The sequence below is a fragment of the Conexibacter sp. CPCC 205762 genome (assembly GCF_030646155.1).
In the GTDB taxonomy this organism is placed as follows: domain Bacteria; phylum Actinomycetota; class Thermoleophilia; order Solirubrobacterales; family Solirubrobacteraceae; genus Conexibacter.
This window is the reverse complement of sequence record NZ_JAUTDN010000002.1, coordinates 24,104-48,568: the sequence shown is the minus strand read 5'-3', so window position 1 is coordinate 48,568 and position 24,465 is coordinate 24,104. Positions and strand designations below refer to the sequence as shown.

The following is a 24,465-nucleotide window of genomic DNA, read 5'->3' as shown; positions in this document are numbered from 1 at the left end:
GGGCTGTCATCCACCGTACGCCGGCCCTCGCGGATGTTCCATACGCCGATCGCTCATCTGACTGCAATAATCGAACGAATGGACGACATTGACCGGCAGATCGTTGCGTTGCTTGTCGAGGATGCGCGCCGTTCCTACGGTGACGTCGGCCGTCGCGTCGCCCTGAGCGCGCCCGCCGTCAAGCGCCGCGTCGACCGCCTGCGCGCCAGCGGCGCGATCGAGGGCTTCACCGCCGTGCTCGACCACGGCGCGCTCGGCGCCGGCACCGAGGCGCTGGTCGAGCTGTTCTTCGCCCCCGGGATCCTGCTCGACGAGGTGACCGAGCGGCTGGCGCAGCAGCCCGAGGTGGTCGAGGCGTGGTCGGTCACCGGCGACGCCGACGCGATCGCCCGCGTCCGCGTCGCCGACGCCCGTGCGCTGGAGCAGCTGATCATGCTGCTCCAGCGCGACGGCTCGGTCGTCCGCACCCGCTCGCAGATCGTGCTGTCACGACTGGTGGCGCGGGGGCGTTCCTAGCGCTGGCGCGTCTGTCGCGCCGCTGCCCAGCGCCACGCCCGGGCCGCCGCCTCGGCGACGGCGGCCGCGACGAGCGCGATGCCCGTCACCATGATCGCCAGCACGACGCAGACGACGGAGAGCAGCCCGGCGTCGTCAGTGGCGCCGCCCTGCGGGTCGACGGCCAGCAGCCAGGTGACGTCGAAGAAGACGACCGCGACGACCACCAGCGCGACGCCGCGCAGGCGAAACAGCAGCCCCGCCAGCAGCGGGCCGACGATCGCGATCCAAGCGGCGTCGAGCGGCACCACCTGCCCGCCGCTCGGCTTGTCGGCGTCGAGCCCGAGCGCGATCGCGACAGCCGTCGCGCCGACGGCGCAGACCCAGAAGGCGACGGGCGCGACACGACCGCTCATACGCGCCAGTCTTGCCGGCGAACGCGGTCACGCCACAAATAAGGACCGAACGTGACCTAAATGACCGAGAGGATGGTCTCAACGATCACCCGGCAGGAGAGGACAGCGTCATGGACTGGAAGCTCGAACTGATCACGATCCCCGTCACCGACGTCGACCGCGCGAAGGAGTTCTACGTTCGGCTCGGCTTCAACGCCGATCACGACCACCGCGTCAGCGACGAGCTGCGCTTCGTGCAGCTGACGCCGCCCGGCTCCGCCTGCTCGATCGCGCTCGGCGAGGGCCTCACCGACGCCGCGCCCGGCTCGGTCAAGGGGCTGCAGATCGTCGTCGCCGACGCCGACGCCGCCCACGCCCAGGTGGTCGACGCGGGCGTCGAGACCGGCCCGGTGCAGGACCTCCCGTGGGGCCGCTTCGTCTTCTTCACCGACCCCGACGGCAACGCCTGGGCGCTGCAGCAGCTCGTCACTCAGGGCGCGTAGGAGCCGACCGGCGCCAGCGCTCTGCCATCGGCCGGACAGACCCACCACGCCTCGCCGTCGCGGACCTCGGTGACGGCGGCGTGGGGGTGGTCCAGGACGCACATCGGGTGGAGCGTGCCGTCGACCTCGTCGACCTCGACGAACTGCTGCTGAAAGGCTGACGCGAGCCCGGCGCGGCGGTCGGCGGCGGTCGGGCCGAGCGGCACGACGAGGCTGCCCCGCCAGTGACCGTCCGCGTCGTGCAGCATCAGCCAGCCGTAGTCCGTCTCGTCGTCCCAGCCGCGCTCCGGGTCGACCTGCGGCAGGTCGCCTTCCACAGTGGCGCTCCAGCCGGAGGTGATGGCACCCCAGCGGTCGACGTCGTGCAGCACGAGCGTGACGTCCTCCGCCAGGTCGGGTGGCAGCGGCGCGCCCGGCCGCGGCCCGAGCGGCCTGACCAGCTCGGCGGGGTCGGTGACGGTCTCGAACCGGTAGGTGAAGAGGCCGTCGCCGTTGGCGTTCAGCAGCTCCTGCAGCTGCTGAGCCGAGGCGCCATCGCCGATCGCCGCAGTGAACGCCTCCGCGGCCGGCGTCGGCTGCTCCGGAGGCGGCGCGCCGAAGCTCTCGACCAGCCGCACCCGTTCCGGCGGCACCGCGACCGGCAGGTAGTCGTAGCCGGAGCTGTTCGTCTGCAGCACCGAGCCGGAATCGTCGATCGCCCACAGGTCGACGGGGCCGACGCTGCGCCTGCCCATGTCGACGAACCAGCTCGCGTCCTCGCGGTCGTGGCAGACGAAGACGCCGTCGAGCTCGCGGCGCTCGCTGCCGGCGATCCCACGCGCAGCGCCCATCAGCCGCGGGTCGAGCCCGTGCGCGAGGATCGAGTCGCGGTTCACGCTCGCTGAGACGTGATAGAGGGTCCGTCTGCTCACTGCTGCTCCTCCCCCGTGCAGTGCCAGATCTCCGGCTCGACGACGCCCATCGTGCCGACATGGATCTCGCGGACGCGCGTCCAGCCGGGGCCGGGTGACTCGGGCTCGTCGTCGCCGAGCGACGGCCCGACCCACTCCCGTTCGCGGCTCATCCGCGGACCCTACCGCGCCGCCGACTACTCTCAGTCGGGGTGTCCGCGACCGACGAGATCATCGAGCCCTGGGAGTCGCTGCTCGCGCGCGGGCGGGCCGACGAGCGGCTCGTGCACGAGTCGGTCGTGCCGCCGCGGCCGGGCAGGGCGGTGCCGATCCCCGGCGAGCTGCACCACGAGGTTCGTGAGGCGCTGGAGCGGGTCGGGATCGCCGCCCTCCACACGCATCAGGAGGAGGCGCTGTACGCGGCGATGGAGGGGCCGACGATCGTCACGACCGGCACCGCCTCCGGCAAGTCGCTCTGCTTCAACCTGCCGACGCTGCAGATGCTGCACGTCGACCCGCGCGCGCGAGCGCTCTACCTCTACCCGACGAAGGCGCTCGCGCAGGACCAGGTGCGCGCGCTCGCGAGACTGCGGCTGCCGCGGCTGCGGCCGGCGATCTACGACGGCGACACGCCCCAGACCGAGCGCCGCGCGATCCGCAGATCGGCGAACGTCGTGCTGACCAACCCCGACATGCTGCACGTCGGGATCCTCCCCAACCATGCGGCGTGGGGTGACTTCCTCGCCAACCTCGCGGTCGTCGTCGTCGACGAGGCGCACGTCTACCGCGGTGTCTTCGGCTCGCACGTCGCGAATGTGCTGCGGCGGCTGCGGCGGCTGGCGGCGGCGTACGGCACCGAGCCGCGCTTCCTGCTCGCGAGCGCGACCGTCGCCAACCCGCTGGAGCTGGCGGAGCGGCTCACCGGTCTCCCCGGGATCCGCCTGATCGACGAGGACGGGGCGCCGTCGGCCGAGCGGACGATCGCGATGTGGAACCCGCCGCTGCTGGACGAGACGCTCGGCTCGCGCACCTCCGCGCTGAGCGAGGCGGCCGATCTGTTCGCCGACCTCGTCGCCGCCGGCTCGCGCACGATCTGCTTCATCAAGTCGCGCAAGGCGGTCGAGGTGATCCTGCGCAGCGCGACCGCGCGCCTGCGGCAGAGCGGCCACCCCGACCTGGCGGAGAAGATCGCCCCCTACCGCGCCGGCTACACCGCGCAGCAGCGGCGCGAGCTGGAGCAGCAGCTGATGGGCGGCCAGCTGCGCGGCGTCGTCGCGACCGACGCGCTCGAGCTGGGGATCGACATCGGCGAGCTGGACGCGGCGATCTGCGTCACCTTCCCCGGCACGGTCGCGTCGCTGAGACAGATGTGGGGCCGCGCCGGCCGACGCGGCAGAGGTCTCGCCGTCTACGTCGCCGGCGAGGACGCGCTCGACCAGTTCTTCTGCCGCCACCCGGACGAGTTCCTGCAGCGGCCGGTCGAGGCGGCGATCCTCGACCACGAGAACGAGCAGATCCACGCCGCGCACCTCGTCTGCGCCGCGCACGAGGGGCCGCTCGCGCCCCGCGACGCGGAGGTGCTCGGCCCGCACTGGCGCGCGCACGCCGAGCGGCTCGCGAGCGCCGGCCTGCTGATCGAGCGCAACGGCCAGTTCAAGCTGCGTGCGCCCGAGCTGTTCCCGGCCGCGCAGGTCGCACTGCGGTCGGCGTCGAGCGACAACTTCACGCTGATCGACGTCGCCTCGGGCGAGGTCGTCGGCACGATGGAGGCGTCGCGCGCCTTCAACACCGTCCACGACGGCGCCGTCTACCTGCACATGGGGCGCGCGTTCGAGGTCGTCGCGCTCGACCTGCACGACCGCCGCGCGCTGCTGAGACCATTCGACGAGAACTGGTTCACGCAGCCGCGCCGCGACACGACGACCGCGATCGAGCGGCTGATCGCGCGCCGCGAGACGATGGGCGTGCAGCTCTCGTTCGGCACCGTGCTCGTGACCGAGCTGGTGACCGGCTACCAGAGAAAGTCGCTCGCCGACCACGAGACGATCGACTTCCATTCGCTCGACCTGCCCGAGACCACCTTCTCGACACAGGCGCTCTGGTACGAGCTGGACGACGCCGTGCTCGGTCCCGACGCCTACTCGGAGCGGCTGCTGGGCGCGCTCCACGCCGCCGAGCATTCGCAGATCGCGGTGCTGCCGCTGCTGGCGATGTGCGACCGCTGGGACATCGGCGGCCTCTCCACCAACGCTCACCAGCAGACCGGCCGGCCGACGATCTTCATCTACGACGGCCACCCCGGCGGCGTCGGCATCACGCGCCAGGGCTACGACCGCTTCGAGCAGCTCGTCGCCGACGCGCACCGGCTGATCAGCGAGTGCAGATGCAGACACGGCTGCCCGTCGTGCGTGCAGTCGCCGAAGTGCGGCAACCTCAACGAGCCGCTGTCGAAGGGCGGCGCGAGCGCGCTGATGCGGCGGCTGCTGAGCGACGCCGCCGCCTGACAGATCGCTTGCAGGACGGGCGCGGGCAGCCGCTCGCGTTGCAGGTTCCGGGGCCTGAACCTGTGCACGAGCCTGCGCACGGGTGGGAGGTGCATCGGATCTGCCGACGCTGCAGGTGATGGTTCGGTCGGTCAAAGCGCTCCTCCTCCTCTCCGTGGCGCTCGGGGCCGTGTCGCTCACGCCAGCACCCGGTCTGGCGACCAGCGGCGGCGCGGCCCCGAACGTCGCCACCGGCGCGCGCACCGGCGGCGCCGACCCCAACGGCGAGTCGAAGCCGAAGGCGGCGCCGAAGAAGAAGGCGGCGAAGAAGCAGCCGAAGCGAGCCGTCGCGAAGCAGAGACGGGCGAGACGCAAGCCCAAGCGGGCGCCGGCCGCGCCCGCGCCGGTCACCCCGGCGCCGGTCGACGACGCACCCGCCGCCGACACCGTCGCCGGCATCTTCCCGGTCGCCGGCTCCTTCACCTTCGGCGGCGACGACGCGCGCTTCGGCGCCGGCCGGCCCGGCCACATCCACCAGGGCCAGGACGTCGTCGCCGCGAGCGGGACGCCGATCGTCGCGCCGGTCGCGGGGACGATCGTGTGGAAGGCCAACCAGCCCGGCGGGGCGGGGATCTACGTCGTGCTGCGCGGCGCCGCCGACGGCCGCGACTACGTCTTCATGCACCTCAAGAGCGGGTCGGTGCTGGTCGAGGCCGACAGCGCCGTCAGCGCCGGCCAGCAGCTCGCCGAGGTCGGCGCGACCGGCGTCGCCTCCGGTCCCCATCTGCACTTCGAGATCTGGGTTGGCGGCTGGCAGGCGAGAGGCGGCGCGCCGATCGATCCGCTCCCCCAGTTGCAACGTTGGGCCAACGGCTGAGGTCCGCTTCAGCGTCGTCGGCGAGAATGGGCCTGTGAGCTACACGCCCTCCTCTCGGCCGGACCCGTTCAACACCGCCGCGCGCCAGCCGAGAAGCACGCGCGACGGGGGCGAGCCGCTCGGGACCTTCACCGCGCTCGCCGTGCTGGTCGCGATCAACGTGATCGTCTTCCTGATCGAGCTGGCGAGCGCGCCGTTCAGCGACATGATGAACGGCGGCCTCGTCGAGCACGGCGGGCTGTGGGGGTACGAGGTCGACCAGGGCCAGTGGTGGCGGATCATCACCAGCGGCTTCCTGCACGCCAACGGCGCCCACCTGTTCGGCAACCTGATCGCGCTGCTCATCCTCGGCGGCGTGCTGTCGGTCGCGGCCGGCCAGCTGCGGATGCTGCTCGTCTACGCGGCCGGCCTGCTCGGCAGCTCCTTCAGCGTGCTCGTGTTCGACCCGAACACGCTGACAGTCGGCGCCTCGGGCGCGATCTTCGGCCTCGCCGGCGGGGCGCTGCTGGTCGGCTGGCGGCAGAGACGCTGGCTGCTGCTCGTGTTCGCGGCGCTGTGGATCGCCTACGCGCTGTCGAGCACGCTGTTCGTGCCCGGGATCTCGCAGGCCGGCCACTTCGGCGGGCTCGTCGCGGGCGCGTTCGCGGGCGCGCTGCTGGTCGACGACGGCGCGCGGCTGCGCAGCGAGCGCGCCGCGGCCGGGATGGTCGCGGTCCTGCTCGTGATCCTGTTCGCGGGCGCGCTGGTCGTCTAGCGCGGGGCCTACGGCGGCGTGACGCGGGGGCTGACGCCCGCCACGTCGGCGCCGCTCAGCTCCTCCAGCGAGCGGCCGGCGGTCTCGATCCGGAAGACGGCGGTGACGAGCAGCGCCAGCAGGCAGCCGCCGGCGAGGATCAGCAGCAGCGCGCTGGAGCCGATGTCGTCGAGCAGGATCGGGAAGAGGAAGACGCCGAGCGCGGCGCCGAGCTTGGCGCAGGCGGCCGCGAAGCCGTGGCCGGCGGCGCGGATGTCGGACGGGAAGACCTCGGCCGGGAGCGCGTAGGTGGTCGCGTTCGGGCCTGCGTTCATGAAGGTGTTGAAGATCGCGAAGCCGAGCACGACGAGCCAGATGTGCGCGGCGCCGCCGCCGTCGAGCCCGTCGGCGAGCGCCAGCAGCGCGAGCGCGACCGCCATCGCCCCGAAGCCGAACAGCTGCAGCCGCACGCGGCCGACCTTCTCCACCAGCGCGATCGCGATCACGAAGCCGAGCACGAGGAAGAGGTCGAGCGCGGCGGTGCCGCTGGTCGAGGCGATGTCGTCGGAGATGAAGGTCGCGTCGGGGCCGGCGAGCGCCATCGCCGCGAGCAGCGTCGGCGTGAAGATCCCGACGCCGTAGGTGGCGACGTCCATCAGGAACCAGGGGACGGCGGTGAAGATCGTGCGCCGGCGCCAGCGGCGGGAGAACAGCGCCGGCTGGATCAGCGCGGCGGGCCCTTCTGCGACGGGCGCGGTGCGGCGGCGGTCGTCCTCGTGGACGACGACCGGGTGCCCGACGAGCGCCTCCGCGACCTCCTCCGCCTCCTGCTCGCGGCCGTTCTGCGCCAGCCAGCGCGGGCTCTCGGGCGTGGAGCGGCGCAGCCAGATGATCACCAGCGCGGGCAGCGCGCCGAAGCCGAGCATCCAGCGCCACGACTCGACGTCGGGCGCGATCGCCAGCACGACGACGCCGACGCCCGCGCCGAGCACGATCCCGACCGCCTGCAGGCTGAAGGCGCCGACGAGCCATCTGCCGCGGTCTCTGCTCGGCAGGATCTCGGCGAGGTAGCTGGCGGCGATCGGGTAGTCGAGCCCGATCGCGATCCCGAGCACGAAGCGGAAGGCGATCAACGACCAGACGTCCCACGCGAAGACGCACAGGAGCGAGAAGACGACGAACAGCCACAGGTCGAAGCGGAACAGCCGGCGGCGGCCGATCTTGTCTGCGAGCGGCCCGAGCACCCCGGCGCCGACGACCGCGCCGACGATCGCGGCGGCGGAGACGAGCCCCTTCTCCGTCGCGCCGATCCCGAACTCCTCGGCGATCAACGGATTCGCGACGCCGATGATGAAGAAGTCGAACCCGTCGAGCAGGATCCCCAGCGCGGCCAGCAGCCAGAAGCGCCGGTGCAGCTTGGAGAACGGCGCGCGGTCGAGCGACTGCCCGAGCGGCTGCGGGGTGACATGAGCGCGCGCGGCCGACATGGCGCGCGAGATCGTCGCAGAGCGTGTGCGCGCCGACGAGTGGCGTTCACGTGTTGGTGACGAGCGGCGCGGGGCCCTCGCCTCACGCTAGCGGCGGGCGCGTTCAAGCGCGGCGCCGCCGTGCGCTGCGGGAGACGTCTCGCGCGCGAGGGCGCGGCGCCAGCGCGGCGCTCAGTCTCTGAGCGTCTTCAGCAGCCCGAGCTGCACGCCGAGCGCACCGCCCGCGAGCGCGCCGACGCCCGCGCGCCCCTGCGCGGGGATCGCGGAGCCCGCGGCGAGCGTGGCGAAGAAGTCGGTCCCGTCGGCGATCGACGCGCCGACGAGCCACGGCGTCAGGCTGGAGCCGTTGCGCAGCGCCCCGAGCGTCCCGATCGCAAGCGCCAGATCCCGCGCCCCGACCGCCCGCAGCAGCGTCCCGGCCGCCGGCCGCTCCGCCTCCGCCCCGATCCACCCAGGCCCGACCACCTTCCGCGGCGCGGCCACCAGCGCGGCGCCGAGGACGAGACGACCGAGCGCGATCCCGGCCACAACCGTGCGAGGACTCATGCCCCGACCATACCCAACGCTCATGGCCGGCGCGCCGGATCGACCCGCCGACTCCCTCAGCCGACGTTGCGGTAAGATCCCGCGTCCGCTGCGCCTTTCCGAGGTGCAGATTTTGGTACCTGGCGACTTAGCTCAGTTGGTAGAGCACACGACTGAAAATCGTGGTGTCCCCAGTTCGAGTCTGGGAGTCGCCATAGAAAGAGATCCTGCAAATGCAGGCTTTTTCCTTGGAAGCCTCGGGGCAAATGCCCCGGGGCTTTTCTCATGGCTCGCCAATTCTGGCCGGATCCGTGAGCAAACTGGGCCGGCGATGCGCCATGGCCTCTCTCAGATGGCGGAACCCACGGCGTGGCCGTGCGCTGGCCGTACGCTGGGCTCCAAGTCGTCTTGGCGCCACTCGACCTGTCTCTGCGTGTTTGGGGGGGGTACGCCGCCGCCCGTGGAGCCGACATTCGCGCGTGCACGAAGAGGTCGCGCTCTCCGACGAGTTCGTCGACGCGGTAGCCCGCCGCGTACTCGAACTCAGCCGCCGCAAGCTCACGGTCCGTGACGTCGCACAACTCTATGGCGTCCATCCCACTTGGGTCTACGCCCACGCCGATCGCCTCGGCGCGATCCGCCTCGGCCCGGGGCCGAAGGCAGCGCTCCGGTTCGACCCCGACCAGCTCGACGAGCGGATACGGACACTTGGTGACCGAGGGCCGACGGAGGCACCACCGAAGGCGAACAAACGTGCAGGGCTCAGCCGCAAGCGACGCGCGCTCCGTGGAGCGAGACCGGACCTGCTTCCAATCGGAGGCGACCTCCTCGTAGAGCACGATGTCGACGGCGAAGCCGTAGACGCCGACCGCGTGCACGAGCGGAGAGCATCGTGACTGGCAAAACGGTCGGACGGCCGGTCACGGGCGAGATCCTCAGAGCCTGGCGAAAGCGCGACAGACAGTACCGCTACGCGCTTCGTTTCCCGTTCGTTCACCCGGACACGGGCGAGCGAGACACCGCCTACATCGTGCTCGGACTCGAGACCGAAGGCTGGAACGAACCGCTCGCGCGGCAACGACTCGACGAGTGCCTGGAAGAGGCCCGTGCCGGCGTGTACCGCCCGCCCGCGCCGAAGGTGCCGGTCGGGGATCGGGACCCAAAGTTCCACGTGTACTCCTCCTCCTGGCTCGCGGAGAAGCGGCCCGAGCTCTCCAGAGGAGCGTATGCCGACTACCGCAATCTGCTGGTCAACCACCTCCTGCCGTACTTCTCCGAGGACTTCCTCACAGAGATCAACCACGACCGCATCAAGGGCTTTCGAACGAACCGGCTGGAAGTCTCGCGGAAGCTCCATGACGCCAAGCAGGCGGGAGTCCCGCTCACAACGATCAACAGAAGGGGGAGACGCGTCCGCAAACGCCTGTTCGGTGCGCGCCAGATCAACGCCAGCATCAAGCTGCTCGGTCGCATCATGGCCTCCGCCATCAAGTCTGAGTCGTACGACGTCGACAGACAGCACGCAAGAGATCCCGAGTTTCGGGTTAAGCGCAAGAGACCTGATGCACGACGACATCTTGAGGCCGACGAGGTCGTCGACCTTCTCGCCGGCGCGCTGGAGCTCGACAATCCCGTCTCGCCCGCCACGATCGAGCGTGCAAGGCTCGCGCGACAGCTGCGGGATGAGGAACGGATGCAATGGGCGCTGGTCGGCAAGGCCTTGGACTGCGCGCCGACGCAGGCGATGTGGCTCTACAGACGCCAGCCACACCCGTTTCCGCCTCGAAGTCTCCGCTCGGCGATCGCGATGCTCACACTGGCGGGAGGCCGCAATCAGGAAATCGCGGCTCGTATCTGGGAGCAGGTGGACTTCAGCCACCACCGTCTTGTCGTGCCGACGAGCAAGTCGAGACCGCGAGAGATCGAGATGAGCCCGTTCCTCGTGGAAGAGATGATGCTCTATCTCCACAGCCTCCCCACTCCGCCCACCAGTCGCGACCTCGTGTTGGCGACCAGGGACGGCCGACCGCGCTCTCGCAACAACCTCAACGCAAACGTCCTCGGACCGGTTGTTCAACGCGCCAACGAGCGGCGACTGGCCCGGGGCGCGGCGCCTCTGCCGCCGAGAATCACACCGCAGACGCTTCGGCGCAGCTTCGTGACGATGTCAGCGCAGCGGGGGAAGTCATTGTCATGGATCGTCTATCAGGTCGGGCACAGTACCTACACGACGACGCTGCGCTACTACCAGGAGGCCACGGCAACCGAGACGCTCCCGCACATCGCCCAGTGTCTCGATGTGCTGTTTGCGCCGCGGCCGGTCGTCGGCCTTGATCAGTTCGACCAGCTCGTGGCCATGCACGACCTTGAGCACTTCATCGGCACGATCGCGGAGTCTCGCGTCTCTCGCCCGGCGCCTGATTTTGAGTCACCGGATCTTGCTCGACCGGCACTGGCGCTGGCCTCGTAGCGGACGTATCCAGCTCGCAGGCACACAACCGCAAGTCCTCTCCTCGGTCGGTCACGGCGACCGACCGAGCCGAGGACGTCCTCCTCGGGCGCGGAGGTCGGGAGCAAGCGGCCCTCTCAGCTGCGCCTCCCTCACCGTCATCGGACGCCGTGGCTCGAGCGGCTCAGGATTGGTCTGGGATCGGCCCCCAAGCCGACGCCGATAGCCCTACGCTCAGCTCGTTCGCGAGCCGTTGCAAGCATCCGACGGAGCGTGCCTGGGCCGGCGCGTTCGACGATCCGACGCATTGCTCCGGGACGCATTCGAGTACCTGACGATCTACCGGCTACCTCAAAGACCCTGGCCGAGCTGCCGGCAATCACGCATGCGAGGGACCCGCTGGTAGAGCGAATCCAACGCGAGCACACGCTGACCGTCGTCCATCGGCGCGATGATAGTGGGCGCATCTTCGACAGCGATCCGCGTCCGCTGGTGGTGGTGATCAACTCGCGACGCCTGCTCGGGCGCAGATGCTCCACAGCCGCTCCATCGCTGCGTCGGGCCGGTGGGGAAGCGCGTTGAGCGCAGCGGCGGCCGCCACCACGTCCTCAACCGACGCTGATCGCGCCTCCAGCGCAAACCGGCCCAGCCACTTCACCGCCGCGCGCTCGTAGCCGTCGTGGTCGCGCAGCAGCAAGCAGATCCGCAGCGCGTCCTCGATTCCGACCGACGGCATCAGGCGCGCCAGCGTCCGTACCCGACCGAGATCGCCTGCGTCCAGCGCTTGACGGAAGACCGCGTACGGAGGAATGCCCGAATCGCCACTCACGAACATATGTTCGCATAGTGTCGCCGTGGGTCGCGGCTTCCGGCACGCTCGCGTTGCGCCGGCCCGGCGGAGAGGTGTACCAGCTGCCCCCGGCCCCCGACGAGCTGACTGCGCCTACGTCGTGCGCGTGCGCTCTGTCGGCTCTTTCAGCGTTCGCGGTCACGCCGGCCCGGTTCGCGCTCGACGGGAGCGCGATCCCGACGGCAGACAGCCAAACGCCGCTCTAGGCCTAGCTGCCGTCCCTGGGCGACGAGCGACGGAGCCTCCGAATCCGCAGCGGGTGCAGTGCGGTGGCTCGTCGGTTGACCACCAGTGGCGGCCATCACCGACCGGGCAGCCCTCGCGCGTGGCCTGAGGCAGTACGAGTGGGATCACCCGCTGCAGCTCGATCTCGCCCTGTTCGCCGATCAGTTGAGCGGTGGTGCCGTCTTCGCCGACGATCGCGATGTTGCGCGCGCCGATCCGCCCGGCCTGCTTCAACTGGCCTTTCAGCGAGCGGCGGGCCGGCTCCAGCTGGGCCGACAGCCCGGCGCGGCGCGCCTCCAGCGCCAGCTCGAAGCCGGCGCGGCGGCCGGCGTCGCTGGTGTAGGCGACGAACAGGTCGCACAGCGGCGGCGGCGCCGGGCGCTCGCCCGCGGCCAGCAGGATCCGCTCGACGCCCGCGCCCCAGCCGATGCCGGGCGTCGGCGGGCCGCCGATCTGCTCGATCAGGCCGTCGTAGCGGCACGCCACCCCCGCCGCGCTCGCCGACGCCTTCGGCGCCACCTACATCTACGCGATGGCCGTGACCGTCATCGCGCTGGCACCGACGATCCTGCTCGCGATCATCGGACACCGCGCCCGCGTCGAGCACGACATCCACGCCGTGCCCGACGAGCGGCTCGCCGCGTTGGAAACCGAGGCCGCATGACCACGCCGGCCGCCGCCGCCGCTGGCGGCGGTCGCGAGGCGATCGAGCGTGACCTCGACGCCGCGTTTGTCACGCTGCTTGGCGCCGAGCGTCGCCTGCGCGCACGCCAGCCACCTCAGCCGGGCGGGCTCTCCTACAACGAGCGCCGCGCGCTCCTCGTGCTCGCCGAGCACGGGACCTCGACAACCGGCGAGCTCGCCGTCGCGCTCGATCTCTCACCTCCGAGCGTCACGGTGCTCGTCGACCGCCTTCACCACGACGGGCTCGTTGACCGCCGCCGCTGCGTCGCCGACCGCCGGCGCGTCCTTCTCAGCATCACCGCAGCGGCACGCCCGCCGCTTGCGACCGCGCGCACCACCTGGCAGACGGGATGGCACGCGGCGCTGCACGACACCGACCCGCGCGACCTCCACGCCGCCGTCACCGTGATCGGCCGACTCGCCGACGCGATACGCGGGCTCGACTGCCGCTCGTGTTGGAACAGCTCGCGCCCGTGATCGCGGTAGCAGACGTACTGATCACCGCAATGTGATGCGCACCGTTCGCGTGGCGATCACGCTGCCGTGGCCGGCCACCGTGAGGAGGACCGTCAGTCTCGCGTGCACGCTGCCGCCCTCTCGACGTGCGACGCGAAGCCAGTCACGCACTGCGCGCGAGGGCTGCAGCCGCCTCACCTCCGCAGAACGATCTTGCGGCTGAGCGTTGCCACCGCGCCCTCGCGCCCGTCGGCGACGATCGTCAAGCGAGCGACGACGCGGGAGCCGCCGAACCGAGCCAAGCGTCTCCGCACCGCGCCCTGCGGCCGCAGTCGCAATGTCACCGTCCGCGCCGGCTTAGCTACGCGGGTCGCGGTCGCGAGCACCGCGCGGCCATGGGCGCTCTTGAGCCCGAGCCGCTTCGCGACCTGCGCGCTGACCGTGAGGGTCGCACGCAGTCTGACTCCGCCTGTCGCTGGCGTGACGCGGATGTGCAGCCCGTGTTTGCGCACGTCGTTCAGCGTTCGCGGGCTGGTGATCGTGAACCGCTCGATCAGCCGCAGCGGCGCGCGCGGCGCTGGAGCGTCGCGGCTGGGCGCTGGCCCAGGTGCGGGCGTCGGCGGAAGCGGATCGGCCGGCGGGTCGCTCGGCGCGCTGTCGTCAGGCTGTGAGGTGCTGCTGATGACCGTCAGCGCTCCTGCCAGTGTGGTCTGTGCCCTGTCGTTCGACGTTGTGAGCGCCAGGTCGCGTGCGCCAGGCGCGGCGGCTGCCGTGGCGCGCACGGTCGCCGCGACGTGGTTGGCGTCAGTCCGGTGCACTTCGGTGATCTCGATCTCGGGGCCTGCGTGGAGGCTGACGGGTCCGAGCGTGCGGCCCGTCGTGACGGTGAGCGGCACGGGGCCGCCTCCTGCGACGAGCTCGCTGGCGGTGACGGCGTCGATCCGCAGCTGCGGGGCGGGCAGTTCGAGGCGGCGGATGCGGAAGCTGCCGGCGTCGGCGATCAGCAGCGGCTCGTCGGCGGCCTGTGCGAACGCGAGGGCCCCGTTGAGCGAGATCGCCTCCCCTGGGCCTGTGTCGCCGGTGAACTGGTTGTAGTAGTAGTTGCTTTCGAACTCGGACGGGGTGAGGCCCATCACGCGGCGCACGAGCGGCCCCCCCGGCTCGATCGACAGCACGGCGCCGCCGGTCAGGACCAGCACGCGCCCGTCGGGGCGGGCGAGCAGCTGCTCGGGCCGCGCGTCGACCTGGGCGGGGTCGTAGGAGATGCCGGTCTCGAGGTCTTTCGTCCCGGCGCCGTCGTGCGCGGCGCCGACGAAGGCGTAGTGGCGCAGCGTGCCGGTCGTGTCGATGCGCAGGATGGTGTTGCGCTCGGTGTTGGCGATCAGCAGGTCTCCGTCGGGCAGCACGGTCACGCCGGCAGGGCCGACGAGTCGGGCGTCGGTGGCGGGCCCGTCGATGCCGTAGTCGGGGTCGTCGGAGAGGCTGCCGCCGGCGACGGTGGTGACGATGCGCGCGGAGGCCGGCAGGGGCGTCCCGTTGGCCGCGTTCATCGTGATGCGGCGGATGCGGTTGTTGTCGGTGTCGGCGACGTAGAGGTAGCGGCCGTCGGGGCTGAACGCGAGGCTCTTGATGGTGGAGAAGCGGGCCTCCAGCGCCGGTCCGTCGTCGCCGGCGTCGCCGGCCTCGCCGCTGCCGGCGATCGGCGCGACCGTCCACTGGTCGGGGCTGCTGCTCGAGAGGTCGACGCGTTGGATCGTGTGGCCGGCCTCGACGACGTAGAGCGCGCCGTCGGGCCCGAGCGCGAGCGCCTGCGACGCGGCCGGGGTCTGCCGCGCGGGACCGGTGGCGCCGCACGTGTCCCAGCACGTTTGGCCGTTTCCGTAGACGCGGGTCGCGCGGCCGTCGGCCGCGAAGCGGACGACCACGCCCGAGAGCGAGTCGCTGACGTAGGTGGCGCCGTCGGTGCTGACCGCGACGCCGCCGACGCGCATCTGGGCCGCGTCCGCGGTGCTGCCGTCGGCTGCTGCCATCAGCGTGCCATTGCCGGCGATCGCGGTGAAGGTCGCGTCGGGATCGGCGAGGTCGGCGCGGAGGATCCGGCGGCCGCCGTCGACGTTGTCGAGGCCGACGTAGAGGGTGCTGCCGTCGATGAGTGCGGAGGCGACCCATCCCAGCGCAGCGGCCGGCGGGGTCGCGCCGATCGCCGCGTCAGAGCCGCCGCCGGTCAAGGTGGTGATGGTTCGCTCGGCGTTGGCGGCGAGCATGCGCACGCGTCTGGCCTCGACGAGCAGGAGGCGGCCGTCGGGGAGCGCTTGCAGACCGGCCGGGTAGTCGAGATGGGCGTTGGCGGCTGGGCCGCCGTCGCCACTTCCGCCGGCGACTCCGGTGCCGGGACCGTCGGTTTGCGGTCCGGCGATCGTCGTGATCACGTCCTGGCCGTCGAGCGTGTCGTCGGCGCCGGGCTCGACGAGCCGGATCCGGTTGCCGTCCCGTCGCGTCGTGCCCTGCTCGGCGATCAGCAGCTCGCCGGCGCCGGTGACGGCGAGTGCAGAGACGTTGCGCAAGGTCGCCGTCGCGGCTGGGCCGGTCGCGCCGGCTGATGATGAGGCGGTGAGGTCGCCGGCGATTGTGGTCACGATGCGTCTGGCGGGTGTCGCCGAGGGGGAGATCTTGCGCACGACGCTGAGGTCGCGGTAGTCGTCGAGCTCGGCGACCAGCAGCGTCTCGCCGTCGCGCTCGAGCGCGAGCGCGCTGATCGTCGAGAACTCGGTCTCCCCCGCGGGACGACCGTCGGCGCGCTCCTGCGGCGTGGTGCGGCGGCCGACGATCCCCGCGTAGGTCGAGCGGGTCCCGTCGGGGGCGATCCGGATGACGACGTTGCCGGCGCCGAGGTAGGTGGTGCCGTCGGGCGCGACGGCCAGCGGTCCGGCGTCTGCGAGCGCGGTCGTGCCGTCCGGGTTGGTCGGGTTGCCGCCGTCGCCCGAGAGCGTCGGCCCGAGCGCGACGCCGACGCCGGCGAGCACGCGCGCCCGTCCGGAGGACGGGTCGATCTCCCGGATGGTGGCGTGCGAGCGGTCAGCGACGATCAGCCGGTGGTCGTGGACGCCGAGCGTAGTCGGCACGAGCGCGAGTTCGGCGGCGGTGGTGGAGCCGGTGCCGCCGAGCAGCCGCGTGGCGTCGCCCGGGGCGGCGCTCGCGGAGCCGGCGGCGCAGGCCGAGGCGAGGATGGGCACGAGCGCGGCGGCCAGGCGCCGGCGTGAGCGATGGGTCATGGGGCGAGTACGTCCTGTCGATGCGAGGGTGGGTCTCCTGCGACGCGATGCGATCGGCCGGGTCCCGGCCGCGTGGCTCACGGCAGCCGCAGGCGGATGGAGGTGGTCGTGGCCGCGGTGCGTCCGTCCGCGGCGGTGATCGCGACGCGCAGCCTGAGCGTCACGACGCCGCGCCGAGCGAGACGGGAAAGGCGCGTCCGGAGCGGCTTGGAGGGCCGCAGGCGCAGCGTCAGCGTCCGGCGACCTCGAGCGGTCTCGGTCACCGTCGCGACCGCCCCGTGCCGTCTCAGGCGCAGCTGCCGCGCGACTGCCGGCGTCGCCGTCAGCGTCGCGCGCAGCTTCGCCCCGGTGCCGGGTGGCGTCACGCGCACCGCCAGTCCGGCCCGCACGAACCGGCGCAGCGTCAGCTGCTTGGGCGCCCGCAGGCCGGTCACGCGCAGACGCGGCGCCGGAGCGGTCCCGGCGGTCGGCGGCGGCGGAGCGGGCTGACTGCCGTCGCCCGGCGGGAGCGGCGCCCCCGGTGGCGTGGGGTCGGGCTGCAGATCGCCGCCGTCGTCGGCTGGTGGGCGGTCGGGCTGGGGTCGGCCGGCGCAGTCGGCCGACGACGCGGTGCCTGGGTCGGTCTGGTCGACGGCGAAGACAGCGGTGCGCGTGTCGTGCAAGGCGGCCCCGTCAGCGCGCTTGACGGCGATGTCGAGGTCGAGGCAGTAGACGCCTGCGGCGGTGAAGCCCCAGTTGCCGTGCGCGTGCGTCTCCTGCGGGATCGGGATGGTCTGCGGCAGCGCGGCGCGCCGCGTAGAGAAGAGGATCTCCGGTCTCGCGTCGAGCCCGTCGGCGGTCCAGACGACGATGTGGCCTGGACCGCGGACATCTCGCAGCGTCCAGCTGACGTCGCCGGTCGTGCGGCCGCGCGGCAGCCGGTCGGTGCTCCAACCGGGCCACAGAAGGTGGCGATCGGCGGCGTCCTGCTGGGCGCCGGGCAGCACCCACGCCGTCGTGCCCGCGCCTGCCAGGAAGCCGTAGCCGTCGGGCACGGTGACGCGGCTGGCCGCCCCGGCGGCGAGCACGACACCGGCGAGGTCGCGGAAGGTCGTGCTGCCGTCGCCGGCGGTCTGGTCGGCGACCGACAACTCCAGCTCCCCGCCGACCAGGCGCGACGCGAGGTCGACGTGGCCGGCCTCGAGCACCGCGGGCGGCTCCGGCTCAGCGCGCCGTTCGCACGGTTCGATCGCGGCCGGGTCCAGACGCGGCGCCGCGGGATCGTCGAGCGCCAGCGTCAGCGTCTGCGCAGGCGCGTGCGTGATCGTGCCGTCCACGGTGGCGGTCCAGCGCAGCGTGGCGCAGTAGACGCCCGGCGCCGTCGCGGTCACGTTCAGCGTCCGGGTCTCGTCATGGCCGACGTCGTAGCTGCTCACCGCGAAGCGGGGATCGGTGCTGAGCCGCACTCCACCCCAGCCAGACACGGGGTTGGAGATCGTCAGCGTGCCCGGTGCCGGCCCGCCGCCCGGCGCGGTGACGCCTGCGAGTTCCACCTGCGCGCCGCCGGGTGCGCGCGCGGGATCAAGCCGGGCGGTTCCCCAGCCCAGCGTCCCGGCCAGGCCGGGGACGGTGGCGCCAGCCGGGCCTTCCCACGGGCGGGCGGCGCTCGCCGTCACCCCGGAGGCGCCGTACAGGACGACGTCGCGCGGACGGCGCGAGGGCTCGCGGTAGGCGGTCTGCGTCTCGACCAGCGGGACACGCAGCTCGCCGCCCTGCAGCTGCGGCTGCAGGCGAACGTTGGCGTCCGTTGCGATCACGACCGGCGTGCCGCCCTGCGCGGCCGGCTGGGGCATCGAGACGACCTGCGCGGGTGCTCGCTTGGCCGGATCCTCGGCGCACGGCACGAGCGTCTGAAGGTCGGCCGATCCCTCCGTGGCAAGCGTCAGCTGCTGCGTGTCGCGAAGCCACGTCCCGTCCAGGGCGCGTCCGTCGAGCCGCAGGTTGAGGCAGTAGACGCCGGGCTTGGTGACCACCCAATGGGTGTGGAAGTGGCCGTAGGCCGAGGCGCCGAACCCCATCGCCGTCGGCACCCCGACGCGCGTGCTGAGAAACCCGTGTCGCATGCCGGCGCCGTCGTCGATGACGACGTCGCCGGGCCCGGTGACGCTGTCGATCGTCAGCGTGAACTCGCGGCTGAAGTCGGCGTCGCTGGCAGCCGCGAGGCTGAAGCCCGGCCACAGCCGGTTGAAGGTGCTGCTGATCGGCAGCCACCAGACCGAGTCGCCAGGATCGCCCCACGCGGCGCGGCTGTTGTCGCCGGGCAGCGCTCGCACTCTCGAGTCGGCGCTGAAGACGAAGATCGTGTCATCGACGTCGTACCAGTCGTAGACGCCGCTGGAGCTCTGCTCGTAGCGCGCCTGCAGGCGCAGTCTGCCGTCAACCATCCGCGGGCCGAGATCGGTGTGACCGCTCGTGAGCACCGTGACCTGCGCCGGGCGCGCGCCCGCGGCCACGGCCGGCGCGACCGCGACGCCGAGCGCGGCGGTCGCCAGCCCCGCCAGCAGACCGGCGCGGCGGATCACGACGCGCTCCGGGTGCGCAGGACCAGGGTGCGAGTCGCGCTTCTGCCGCCGGCGCGGACACGAACTGTGACCTTGTAGACACGTCCGGGCGCGAGCGAGCGACCAAGCCGGACCCGCACGACACGCCGCCGCGACGCCGACACAAGGCGGGCTCTCCCGCGCGTGAAGACCCTGCCGGCGCGCTGGACGGTCACCTCGAGCCGGCTCTTGCGTGAGATCAGCGCGGTGAAGGACAGCGTGCGCCCGACCGCGCGCGGCCGTCTCACCTGCAGAGTGAGCGCTCTGACTGCCGGCTCGCCGCTCGGCGCGACCGGACCGGTCGGCGCGCCGCCCGGCGTGGACGGCGAGCTGGGCAGCGTGGGCTGCTGACCGGGCTGGACCGGCGTCGGCGCTGGGTCGGTCGGTCTTGTCGCGGGTCCGTCGACGTTGACGGTGAGCGTCTGGGTGTCGCTGGTCGGCTCGCCGCCGGGCCGGGTCGTCGCCATCGCGAAGGTCAGTTGGTAGGTGCCGGGCGCGCTGAAGGCCCAGTTGCCGTGCGCGTGAGTGCCGAGCGGGATGCGGCGGCTGTCGGGCAGGCCGTCGCCGCTGTTGAAAAAGATGTCCGGGTCACCAAAGGGACCGCTCTGGAACAGCGCCACCGTGCCGGGCCCCTGGGCCGACTGCAGCGTCCAGGTGAGCGGGCCGCCGACATCGGCGAGGGTCAGCGCCTCGGTGTTCCAGCCCGCCCACAGGATCCCCTGCCGCTGCACCTGCGGGATCGTCCAGGTCGACGCGCCGGCGGCGCCGAGGAATCGCATCCGCGCGTCGGCGGGCACGGTCGTTTTTGCCGCCTCGCGCACTTCGAACACGACGTCGGCCGGCTCGCGCCAGACCACACGGTCGACGCCCTGCGTCCCGTCCTTGATCTGGTTGCGCAACTGGCCGCCGACCATCCGAGCGGCGTAGTCGACGTGTCCGTCGGCCAACACGACCGGTTCAGCCCGAGCGGCCGAGGCCGTCGCGAGCGTGGAGACGACGACGGCCGCCACGAAGACCTTCGATCGCGTTGCTCTTGAACTGCTGATCACTGCTGGACCTCCGCCACGTCGTTGTCTTTCGGGCCGGACGATCCGAACCACCGACATGACAATAACAAGATCCAATCTCATTATTGCTTCCGATGGTTCGCCGGTATCGTGCGCGCGATGGCCGACGACGCACGCGAGAAGTGGCTGGCCGAGGCCAAGCGGCGCATGCGCAGCGCCGGGATGCGGTCAGGCCAGAGCCGGACCGCAGTGATGGAACTGCTCGCGCGCGACGGCCGCTGTCTGATGAGCGCCCAGGACGTGGTCGACGCGATGAGCGCGCGCGGTGCCAGCTCGCGCGCGTCGGTCTATCGCGTGCTCGACACGCTTCACGAGCTCGGCATGCTGCACCGGATCGACAGCGGCGACGGCGTCGCCCGCTTCGAGATCGCCGACCCTGACGAGCATCATCATCATGCGGTCAACGAGGCCACTGGCGAGATCACGACCTTCACCGATCCAGTGCTGGAGGCGTCGATCAAGGCGATCGCCGCCCGCCTCGGGCTCGAGCTCACCAGCCACGACGTGATCCTGCGCGGTACGCCCGCCAGATGACCGCGCGGTGCGCTCTCGGCGGATCCGAGAGCGCACCGCCGAGTGTTCAGCGGACCCGCAGCGTGAGCGTGCGGGTCACGACTCTGCCGTCGGCACGAGCGGTCACCACGACGCGGTAGCGCCCTCGCGTCAGCGGCTTGCGCAGCCTGATCCGCAGGCTGCGCGTTCCGGCTCTGACCGTCGCGGTCGCGGGGCGCGTGAGGACGCGATCGCCGCGACGGACCTCGACCGTGACGCGTGCCGTGGCGCCGAGACGCACGCCGACGGCGAGCCGACGACCTCTCGTCGTGGCCGCGCGGGCCGTGAGCGACAGCTTCGCGGTGACGCCGGTCGGGCGTCTGATCGCCGGCGGGTCGACCGCCGGCGGCGTGACGACCGGCGGCTGCTCGATCGGCGGCACGACGGCAGGCGGCTGCTCGACCGGCGGCTGTTCGGCCGGCGCGGCGACGTGAAGGGTGACGGTCGGCGAGGTCGCGACCGGAGTGTGGGTGGCGTCGTAGAGCGTCACGCGGTAGTCGCAGCCGTCCTGCTCGACGGCGGCGGTGAAGGCGTAGGCGGCGCCGCCGCCGACCTCGGCGAAGTCGGTCGCGCTGCCGCAGCGGGCGAACCAGTGGTAGTGGTCGAGTTCGCCCTGCGGCGACTGGACGGCGCTCAGCTCGACCTGCTCGCCGGGGGCGTAGGACCCGTGCAGGCCGGCGATCGACAGCTCCGGCGCGATCGGATCGTCGGGCAGGTCGACGAGGTCGCCAACGAAGGCGCGGTACTCGACCGGCCCGCTGCTGACGGGGCCGTCTGCGCCGGCCGGGGTCGCGCTCACCTCAAAGCGGATTCTGTAGAGGCCCTTGGCGGAGAAGAGCCAGTTGAAGTGGGCATGGGTCGCGGTCCGCATCTCAGTGCTGACCGGCAGCGGGCCGCTGCCGTCGAGCTTCATCTGCGGCAGCCCGAACGGGCTGTCGTCGAAGATCTTCAGCCAGCCGGGACCGCTGACGCTGAGCAGTCTCCAGGTGATCGCGTTCCCGCTGAAGGTGCCGTCGGGGATCGTCTCGCTGGACCAGCCGGCCCACAGCAGGTCGGGGTTCTGGGTCTGGGGCAGCAGCCAGACCTTCGAGCCGGCCGGTCCCCAGACGGCGTAGAAGGCCGGGTCGATCCCGGCCGGGATCTCGACCTCGGACTCGGGCTTGGCGTGCAGCAGCACCTCGCCGGGGTCGCGCTCGACGCTTCCGTTCTCGCCGCTGTCGTCGTGCAGGCCGATCGTCAGTCTGCCGTCGGCCCAGCTCGGGGCGACGGCGTCGACGTGGCCGATCGAGAGCGGCAGCCGCTCCTGGGTCGGGAGCGTGGCGGCGCCGGCCAGCGCCGGGGCGGCGGCCGTCGCCAGCGCCGCGGCGGCGGCGATCAGCAGTGCGCGGATCTTCATCAACGGGGGTCCTTGTCGTTCAGAGCGGTCAGGCGTGGGCGTGGTCGTCGATCGGCTCCCAGGCGGGGAACGGGTCGTCGAACAGCGTCCAGGCGTCGGTGCCGAGCGACAGCTCGGCGTCGGTCAGGAGGCAGGCGTCGAGCTCCTCGACGAGCCGGTCGCGGTCGAGGTCGGTGCCGATGAAGACGAGCTCCTGGCGGCGATCGCCGTAGGGCTCCTCCCCCAGCTCGCGCAGCGTCTGCGCCAGCTCGGGCTCCTGCGCCAGCTCCTCGGAGCTGAGCGCGGCGAACCACTCGCCGGCGGCGCCGACCGTCAGCACCTTGCCGGCCTGGGACCACTCCGCGGCGATGTCGTGCCGGGTCGCCAGCCAGAAGAAGCCCTTGGCGCGCAGCACCCCTTCCCAGGGCTCGTTGAGCCGCTGCCACAGCCGCTGCGGATGGAACGGGCGGCGGGCGCGGTAGGCGAAGCTGGAGATGCCGTACTCCTCGGTCTCCGGCTGCTCCTCCCCGCGCGCGACCTGCAGCCAGCCGGCCGACTCCTCGGCCCGTTCGAGATCGAAGAGGCCGGTGTCGAGCACCAGCGACAGCGGCACCTCGGCGTTGCTGGCGCGCACGATGGACGCGCTGGGGTTGAGCGCGCGCACGATCGCCTCGATCCGCTCGACCGTCTCGTCGTCGACGAGGTCGCACTTGTTGACGATCGCGACGTCGCAGAACTCGACCTGGTCGACGAGCAGGTCGACGATCGCGCGATCGTCCTCAGGGCCGAGGCCGATGCCGCGCTGGTTGAGGTCCTCGACGCCGTCGCACTCCTCCAGGAAGGTCGAGGCGTCGATCACCGTGACCATCGTGTCGAGGCGGGCGACGTCGCCCAGCGAGGCGCCGGTCTCATCCGCGAAGGTGAACGTCTCGGCGACCGGCATCGGCTCCGAGATCCCGGTCGACTCGATCAGCAGCGCGTCGAAGCGACCCTCCTTGGCGAGGCGCGTGACCTCGATCAGCAGGTCCTCGCGCAGGGTGCAGCAGATGCAGCCGTTGCTCATCTCGACCAGGCGCTCGGCGACGTGGTCGATCGCGGCGTCGCCGCGCTGCACGAGCTGCGCGTCGATGTTGACCTCGCTCATGTCGTTGACGATCACCGCGACCCGGCGGCCGTCGCGATTGCGCAGGACATGCTCGAGCAGGGTCGTCTTCCCCGCGCCGAGAAACCCGGAGAGGACCGTGACTGGAAGCTTGGACATGCCCAAACCCTACCAGTAACGAGACTGAGTCTCATTCCTGCGATAGTGGGTTGATGTCCACTCCCCCATCCACCTCATCGCCCCGCCGCGACCGCGCCGACGAGCGCCTGCCGGTGACCGTCCTCTCGGGCTTCCTCGGCGCCGGCAAAACCACGTTGCTGGAGCATGTGCTGACCAACCGCGAGGGCCGCCGCGTGGCGGTGATCGTCAACGACATGAGCGAGGTCAACGTCGATGCCGAGCTGGTCGCGCGCGGCGACGCGTCGCTGGATCGCGTCGAGGAGAAGCTCGTGGAGATGTCCAACGGCTGCATCTGCTGCACGCTGCGCGAGGACCTGCTGATCGAGGTCGGCCGGCTCGCGCGCGAGGGGCGCTTTGACCAGTTGCTGATCGAGTCGACCGGCATCTCGGAGCCGATGCCGGTTGCCGAGACCTTCACCTTCGCCGACGAGCAGGGCCGCTCGCTCAGCGACGTCGCGCGGCTGGACACGATGGTGACCGTCGTCGACGCGCACAACTTCCTCGCCGACTGGCGCACCTTCGAGTTCCTGCGCGAGCGCGGCGAGGCGGCCGGCCCGCAGGACGAGCGGACCGTCGTCGACCTGCTCTCGGACCAGGTCGAGTTCGCCGACGTGATCGTCGTCAACAAGAGCGATCTCGTCAGCGCCGAGGAGCGCGCCCAGCTGGCCGCCGCGCTGCGCGCGCTCAACCACCGCGCCGAGATCGTGGAGACCTCGTTTGGCAGAGTTCCGCTCGACGCCGTCCTGGACACCGGCCGCTTCGACTTTGACGCTGCCGCGCAGGCGCCCGGCTGGCTGGCGACGCTGCGTGGCGAGGAGGTGCCCGAGACCGAGGAGTACGGCATCTCCAGCTTCGTCTACCGCGCCCAGCGGCCGCTTCACCCGCAGCGCTTCGAGCGCGCGCTGGCGCGCAGATGGGCCGGCGTCCTGCGCGCTAAGGGCTTCTTCTGGCTGGCAAGTCGCAACGACCAGGTCGGCCAGTGGTCGGTCGCCGGCCGCGTGCAGCGCTACGGCTACGCCGGCAGATGGTGGGCGACTGTCCCGCAGAGCCAGTGGCCGGTCAACGAGGCGATGCGCAGACACTACGAGCAGCACTGGCACGACCCCTATGGCGACCGCCGTCAGGAGTTCGTCTTCATCGGCACCGGCCTCGACCGCGCCGCGATCGAGACGACGCTTGACAGCTGCCTGCTGACCGACGCCGAGCTGGCGCTCGGCCCCGACGGCTGGCGTGACCTGCCCGACCCGCTGCCGGCCTGGCCCGCGCCCGCCGGCGTCGACTGACCG

At 71.8% G+C, this 24,465-nt stretch carries 23 protein-coding genes and 1 tRNA gene; 12 read left to right on the top strand and 12 right to left on the bottom strand.

Going from position 1 to position 24,465, the window contains the following annotated elements; translation table 11 throughout:
- Positions 1-78: 78 nt before the first annotated feature.
- The gene (locus Q7L73_RS02445) at positions 79-516 is read left to right on the top strand and encodes an Lrp/AsnC family transcriptional regulator (RefSeq protein WP_304685872.1); all 438 of its coding nucleotides are present in this window, start codon (positions 79-81) and stop codon (positions 514-516) included.
- Here the strand turns inward: Q7L73_RS02445 and Q7L73_RS02440 are convergent.
- Positions 513-911, bottom strand: a complete 399-nt coding sequence (locus tag Q7L73_RS02440; protein ID WP_304685868.1) for a hypothetical protein — start codon at positions 909-911, stop codon at positions 513-515. The genes Q7L73_RS02445 and Q7L73_RS02440 overlap by 4 nt on opposite strands.
- 110 nt (positions 912-1,021) lie before the next feature.
- On the opposite strand from Q7L73_RS02440, the gene Q7L73_RS02435 reads away from it, so the two are divergent.
- A complete protein-coding gene (locus Q7L73_RS02435; protein ID WP_304685865.1) occupies positions 1,022-1,393 on the top strand; it encodes a glyoxalase superfamily protein in 372 nt (123 codons plus the stop codon).
- Here the strand turns inward: Q7L73_RS02435 and Q7L73_RS02430 are convergent.
- Positions 1,381-2,304: a hypothetical protein gene (locus Q7L73_RS02430; RefSeq protein ID WP_304685863.1), complete on the bottom strand. Its 924-nt coding sequence runs from the start codon at positions 2,302-2,304 to the stop codon at positions 1,381-1,383. The genes Q7L73_RS02435 and Q7L73_RS02430 overlap by 13 nt on opposite strands.
- Positions 2,301-2,456, bottom strand: a complete 156-nt coding sequence (locus tag Q7L73_RS02425) for a hypothetical protein (RefSeq protein WP_304685861.1) — start codon at positions 2,454-2,456, stop codon at positions 2,301-2,303. Before Q7L73_RS02425 ends, Q7L73_RS02430 begins: the two co-directional genes overlap by 4 nt.
- 39 nt (positions 2,457-2,495) lie before the next feature.
- Between Q7L73_RS02425 and Q7L73_RS02420 the strand changes: the two genes are divergently transcribed.
- From Q7L73_RS02420 to Q7L73_RS02410, 3 genes are all read left to right on the top strand, one after another.
- Entirely contained in the window at positions 2,496-4,787 is a 2,292-nt protein-coding gene (locus Q7L73_RS02420; RefSeq protein ID WP_304685857.1) for a DEAD/DEAH box helicase, read from the top strand.
- 154 nt (positions 4,788-4,941) lie between these two features.
- Positions 4,942-5,643 (top strand): M23 family metallopeptidase, encoded by a 702-nt coding sequence (locus Q7L73_RS02415; protein WP_304685852.1) that lies wholly within the window; start codon positions 4,942-4,944, stop codon positions 5,641-5,643.
- A 34-nt stretch (positions 5,644-5,677) separates the two neighbouring features.
- Positions 5,678-6,397, top strand: coding sequence for a rhomboid family intramembrane serine protease (locus Q7L73_RS02410; RefSeq protein WP_304685850.1), 720 nt, complete (start codon positions 5,678-5,680; stop codon positions 6,395-6,397).
- An 8-nt stretch (positions 6,398-6,405) separates the two neighbouring features.
- On the opposite strand, the gene Q7L73_RS02405 is transcribed toward Q7L73_RS02410, so the two are convergent.
- Both Q7L73_RS02405 and Q7L73_RS02400 read right to left on the bottom strand, forming a co-directional pair.
- Complete coding sequence (locus Q7L73_RS02405; RefSeq protein ID WP_304685848.1) at positions 6,406-7,863, bottom strand: MFS transporter; 1,458 nt, start codon at positions 7,861-7,863, stop codon at positions 6,406-6,408.
- Positions 7,864-8,034: 171 nt separating this feature from the next.
- Positions 8,035-8,409: a hypothetical protein gene (locus Q7L73_RS02400; protein WP_304685847.1), complete on the bottom strand. Its 375-nt coding sequence runs from the start codon at positions 8,407-8,409 to the stop codon at positions 8,035-8,037.
- A 121-nt stretch (positions 8,410-8,530) separates the two neighbouring features.
- Here Q7L73_RS02400 and Q7L73_RS02395 point away from each other — a divergent pair.
- The 3 genes from Q7L73_RS02395 (at position 8,531) to Q7L73_RS02385 (ending at position 10,858) form a co-directional block, all read left to right on the top strand.
- Positions 8,531-8,603 (top strand) — tRNA-Phe (locus tag Q7L73_RS02395).
- Positions 8,604-8,867: 264 nt separating this feature from the next.
- Positions 8,868-9,284: a hypothetical protein gene (locus tag Q7L73_RS02390; protein WP_304685844.1), complete on the top strand. Its 417-nt coding sequence runs from the start codon at positions 8,868-8,870 to the stop codon at positions 9,282-9,284.
- Positions 9,281-10,858 carry a site-specific integrase gene (locus Q7L73_RS02385; RefSeq protein ID WP_304685840.1) on the top strand — a complete coding sequence of 526 codons (1,578 nt, stop codon included), beginning with the start codon at positions 9,281-9,283 and terminating at the stop codon, positions 10,856-10,858. The genes Q7L73_RS02390 and Q7L73_RS02385 overlap by 4 nt, the downstream gene beginning before the upstream one ends.
- Positions 10,859-11,339: 481 nt before the next feature.
- Here the strand turns inward: Q7L73_RS02385 and Q7L73_RS02380 are convergent, their stop codons facing one another.
- Complete coding sequence (locus tag Q7L73_RS02380; protein ID WP_304685833.1) at positions 11,340-11,672, bottom strand: hypothetical protein; 333 nt, start codon at positions 11,670-11,672, stop codon at positions 11,340-11,342.
- A gap of 153 nt (positions 11,673-11,825) precedes the next feature.
- On the bottom strand, positions 11,826-12,431 hold the full coding sequence (locus tag Q7L73_RS02375; RefSeq protein WP_304685830.1) for a hypothetical protein: 606 nt from the start codon (positions 12,429-12,431) through the stop codon (positions 11,826-11,828).
- Between the two features lie 13 nt (positions 12,432-12,444).
- Here Q7L73_RS02375 and Q7L73_RS02370 point away from each other — a divergent pair, with 13 nt between their 5' ends.
- Both Q7L73_RS02370 and Q7L73_RS02365 read left to right on the top strand, forming a co-directional pair.
- A complete protein-coding gene (locus Q7L73_RS02370; RefSeq protein ID WP_304685826.1) occupies positions 12,445-12,576 on the top strand; it encodes a hypothetical protein in 132 nt (43 codons plus the stop codon).
- The gene (locus Q7L73_RS02365; RefSeq protein ID WP_304685823.1) at positions 12,573-13,073 is read left to right on the top strand and encodes a MarR family winged helix-turn-helix transcriptional regulator; all 501 of its coding nucleotides are present in this window, start codon (positions 12,573-12,575) and stop codon (positions 13,071-13,073) included. Before Q7L73_RS02370 ends, Q7L73_RS02365 begins: the two co-directional genes overlap by 4 nt.
- Before the next feature lie 173 nt (positions 13,074-13,246).
- Here the strand turns inward: Q7L73_RS02365 and Q7L73_RS02360 are convergent, their stop codons facing one another.
- The 3 genes from Q7L73_RS02360 to Q7L73_RS02350 all read right to left on the bottom strand — a co-directional run bounded on the left by Q7L73_RS02360 (position 13,247) and on the right by Q7L73_RS02350 (position 20,033).
- Complete coding sequence (locus Q7L73_RS02360; RefSeq protein ID WP_304685820.1) at positions 13,247-16,324, bottom strand: hypothetical protein; 3,078 nt, start codon at positions 16,322-16,324, stop codon at positions 13,247-13,249.
- Positions 16,325-16,401: 77 nt separating this feature from the next.
- Complete coding sequence (locus Q7L73_RS02355) at positions 16,402-18,885, bottom strand: choice-of-anchor M domain-containing protein (RefSeq protein ID WP_304685817.1); 2,484 nt, start codon at positions 18,883-18,885, stop codon at positions 16,402-16,404.
- Positions 18,882-20,033: a choice-of-anchor M domain-containing protein gene (locus tag Q7L73_RS02350; RefSeq protein WP_304685814.1), complete on the bottom strand. Its 1,152-nt coding sequence runs from the start codon at positions 20,031-20,033 to the stop codon at positions 18,882-18,884. Before Q7L73_RS02350 ends, Q7L73_RS02355 begins: the two co-directional genes overlap by 4 nt.
- Before the next feature lie 36 nt (positions 20,034-20,069).
- Between Q7L73_RS02350 and Q7L73_RS02345 the strand changes: the two genes are divergently transcribed.
- Positions 20,070-20,504, top strand: coding sequence for a Fur family transcriptional regulator (locus Q7L73_RS02345; RefSeq protein ID WP_304685810.1), 435 nt, complete (start codon positions 20,070-20,072; stop codon positions 20,502-20,504).
- A 46-nt stretch (positions 20,505-20,550) separates the two neighbouring features.
- Here Q7L73_RS02345 and Q7L73_RS02340 read toward each other — a convergent pair whose 3' ends face one another.
- Together Q7L73_RS02340 and zigA (Q7L73_RS02335) are read right to left on the bottom strand one after the other, a co-directional pair.
- Positions 20,551-21,918 (bottom strand): choice-of-anchor M domain-containing protein, encoded by a 1,368-nt coding sequence (locus Q7L73_RS02340; protein WP_304685808.1) that lies wholly within the window; start codon positions 21,916-21,918, stop codon positions 20,551-20,553.
- Between the two features lie 28 nt (positions 21,919-21,946).
- Positions 21,947-23,158 carry a zinc metallochaperone GTPase ZigA gene (gene zigA, locus Q7L73_RS02335; RefSeq protein ID WP_304685806.1) on the bottom strand — a complete coding sequence of 404 codons (1,212 nt, stop codon included), beginning with the start codon at positions 23,156-23,158 and terminating at the stop codon, positions 21,947-21,949.
- Between the two features lie 53 nt (positions 23,159-23,211).
- Between zigA (Q7L73_RS02335) and zigA (Q7L73_RS02330) the strand changes: the two genes are divergently transcribed.
- A complete protein-coding gene (zigA, locus tag Q7L73_RS02330; RefSeq protein WP_304685802.1) occupies positions 23,212-24,462 on the top strand; it encodes a zinc metallochaperone GTPase ZigA in 1,251 nt (416 codons plus the stop codon).
- Positions 24,463-24,465 lie beyond the last annotated feature (3 nt).

What these genes read in the sequence shown, in the direction of transcription:
- Q7L73_RS02445 (WP_304685872.1), top strand. Translation starts at nt 79, where the DNA reads ATGGACGACATTGACCGGCAGATCGTTGCGTTGCTTGTCGAGGATGCG.
- Q7L73_RS02440 (WP_304685868.1), bottom strand. Translation starts at nt 911, where the DNA reads ATGAGCGGTCGTGTCGCGCCCGTCGCCTTCTGGGTCTGCGCCGTCGGC.
- Q7L73_RS02435 (WP_304685865.1), top strand. Translation starts at nt 1,022, where the DNA reads ATGGACTGGAAGCTCGAACTGATCACGATCCCCGTCACCGACGTCGAC.
- Q7L73_RS02425 (WP_304685861.1), bottom strand. Translation starts at nt 2,456, where the DNA reads ATGAGCCGCGAACGGGAGTGGGTCGGGCCGTCGCTCGGCGACGACGAG.
- Q7L73_RS02405 (WP_304685848.1), bottom strand. Translation starts at nt 7,863, where the DNA reads ATGTCGGCCGCGCGCGCTCATGTCACCCCGCAGCCGCTCGGGCAGTCG.
- Q7L73_RS02400 (WP_304685847.1), bottom strand. Translation starts at nt 8,409, where the DNA reads ATGAGTCCTCGCACGGTTGTGGCCGGGATCGCGCTCGGTCGTCTCGTC.
- Q7L73_RS02380 (WP_304685833.1), bottom strand. Translation starts at nt 11,672, where the DNA reads ATGTTCGTGAGTGGCGATTCGGGCATTCCTCCGTACGCGGTCTTCCGT.
- Q7L73_RS02370 (WP_304685826.1), top strand. Translation starts at nt 12,445, where the DNA reads ATGGCCGTGACCGTCATCGCGCTGGCACCGACGATCCTGCTCGCGATC.
- Q7L73_RS02365 (WP_304685823.1), top strand. Translation starts at nt 12,573, where the DNA reads ATGACCACGCCGGCCGCCGCCGCCGCTGGCGGCGGTCGCGAGGCGATC.
- Q7L73_RS02360 (WP_304685820.1), bottom strand. Translation starts at nt 16,324, where the DNA reads ATGACCCATCGCTCACGCCGGCGCCTGGCCGCCGCGCTCGTGCCCATC.
- Q7L73_RS02350 (WP_304685814.1), bottom strand. Translation starts at nt 20,033, where the DNA reads ATGAGATTGGATCTTGTTATTGTCATGTCGGTGGTTCGGATCGTCCGG.
- Q7L73_RS02345 (WP_304685810.1), top strand. Translation starts at nt 20,070, where the DNA reads ATGGCCGACGACGCACGCGAGAAGTGGCTGGCCGAGGCCAAGCGGCGC.
- Q7L73_RS02340 (WP_304685808.1), bottom strand. Translation starts at nt 21,918, where the DNA reads ATGAAGATCCGCGCACTGCTGATCGCCGCCGCCGCGGCGCTGGCGACG.
- zigA (WP_304685806.1), bottom strand. Translation starts at nt 23,158, where the DNA reads ATGTCCAAGCTTCCAGTCACGGTCCTCTCCGGGTTTCTCGGCGCGGGG.
- zigA (WP_304685802.1), top strand. Translation starts at nt 23,212, where the DNA reads ATGTCCACTCCCCCATCCACCTCATCGCCCCGCCGCGACCGCGCCGAC.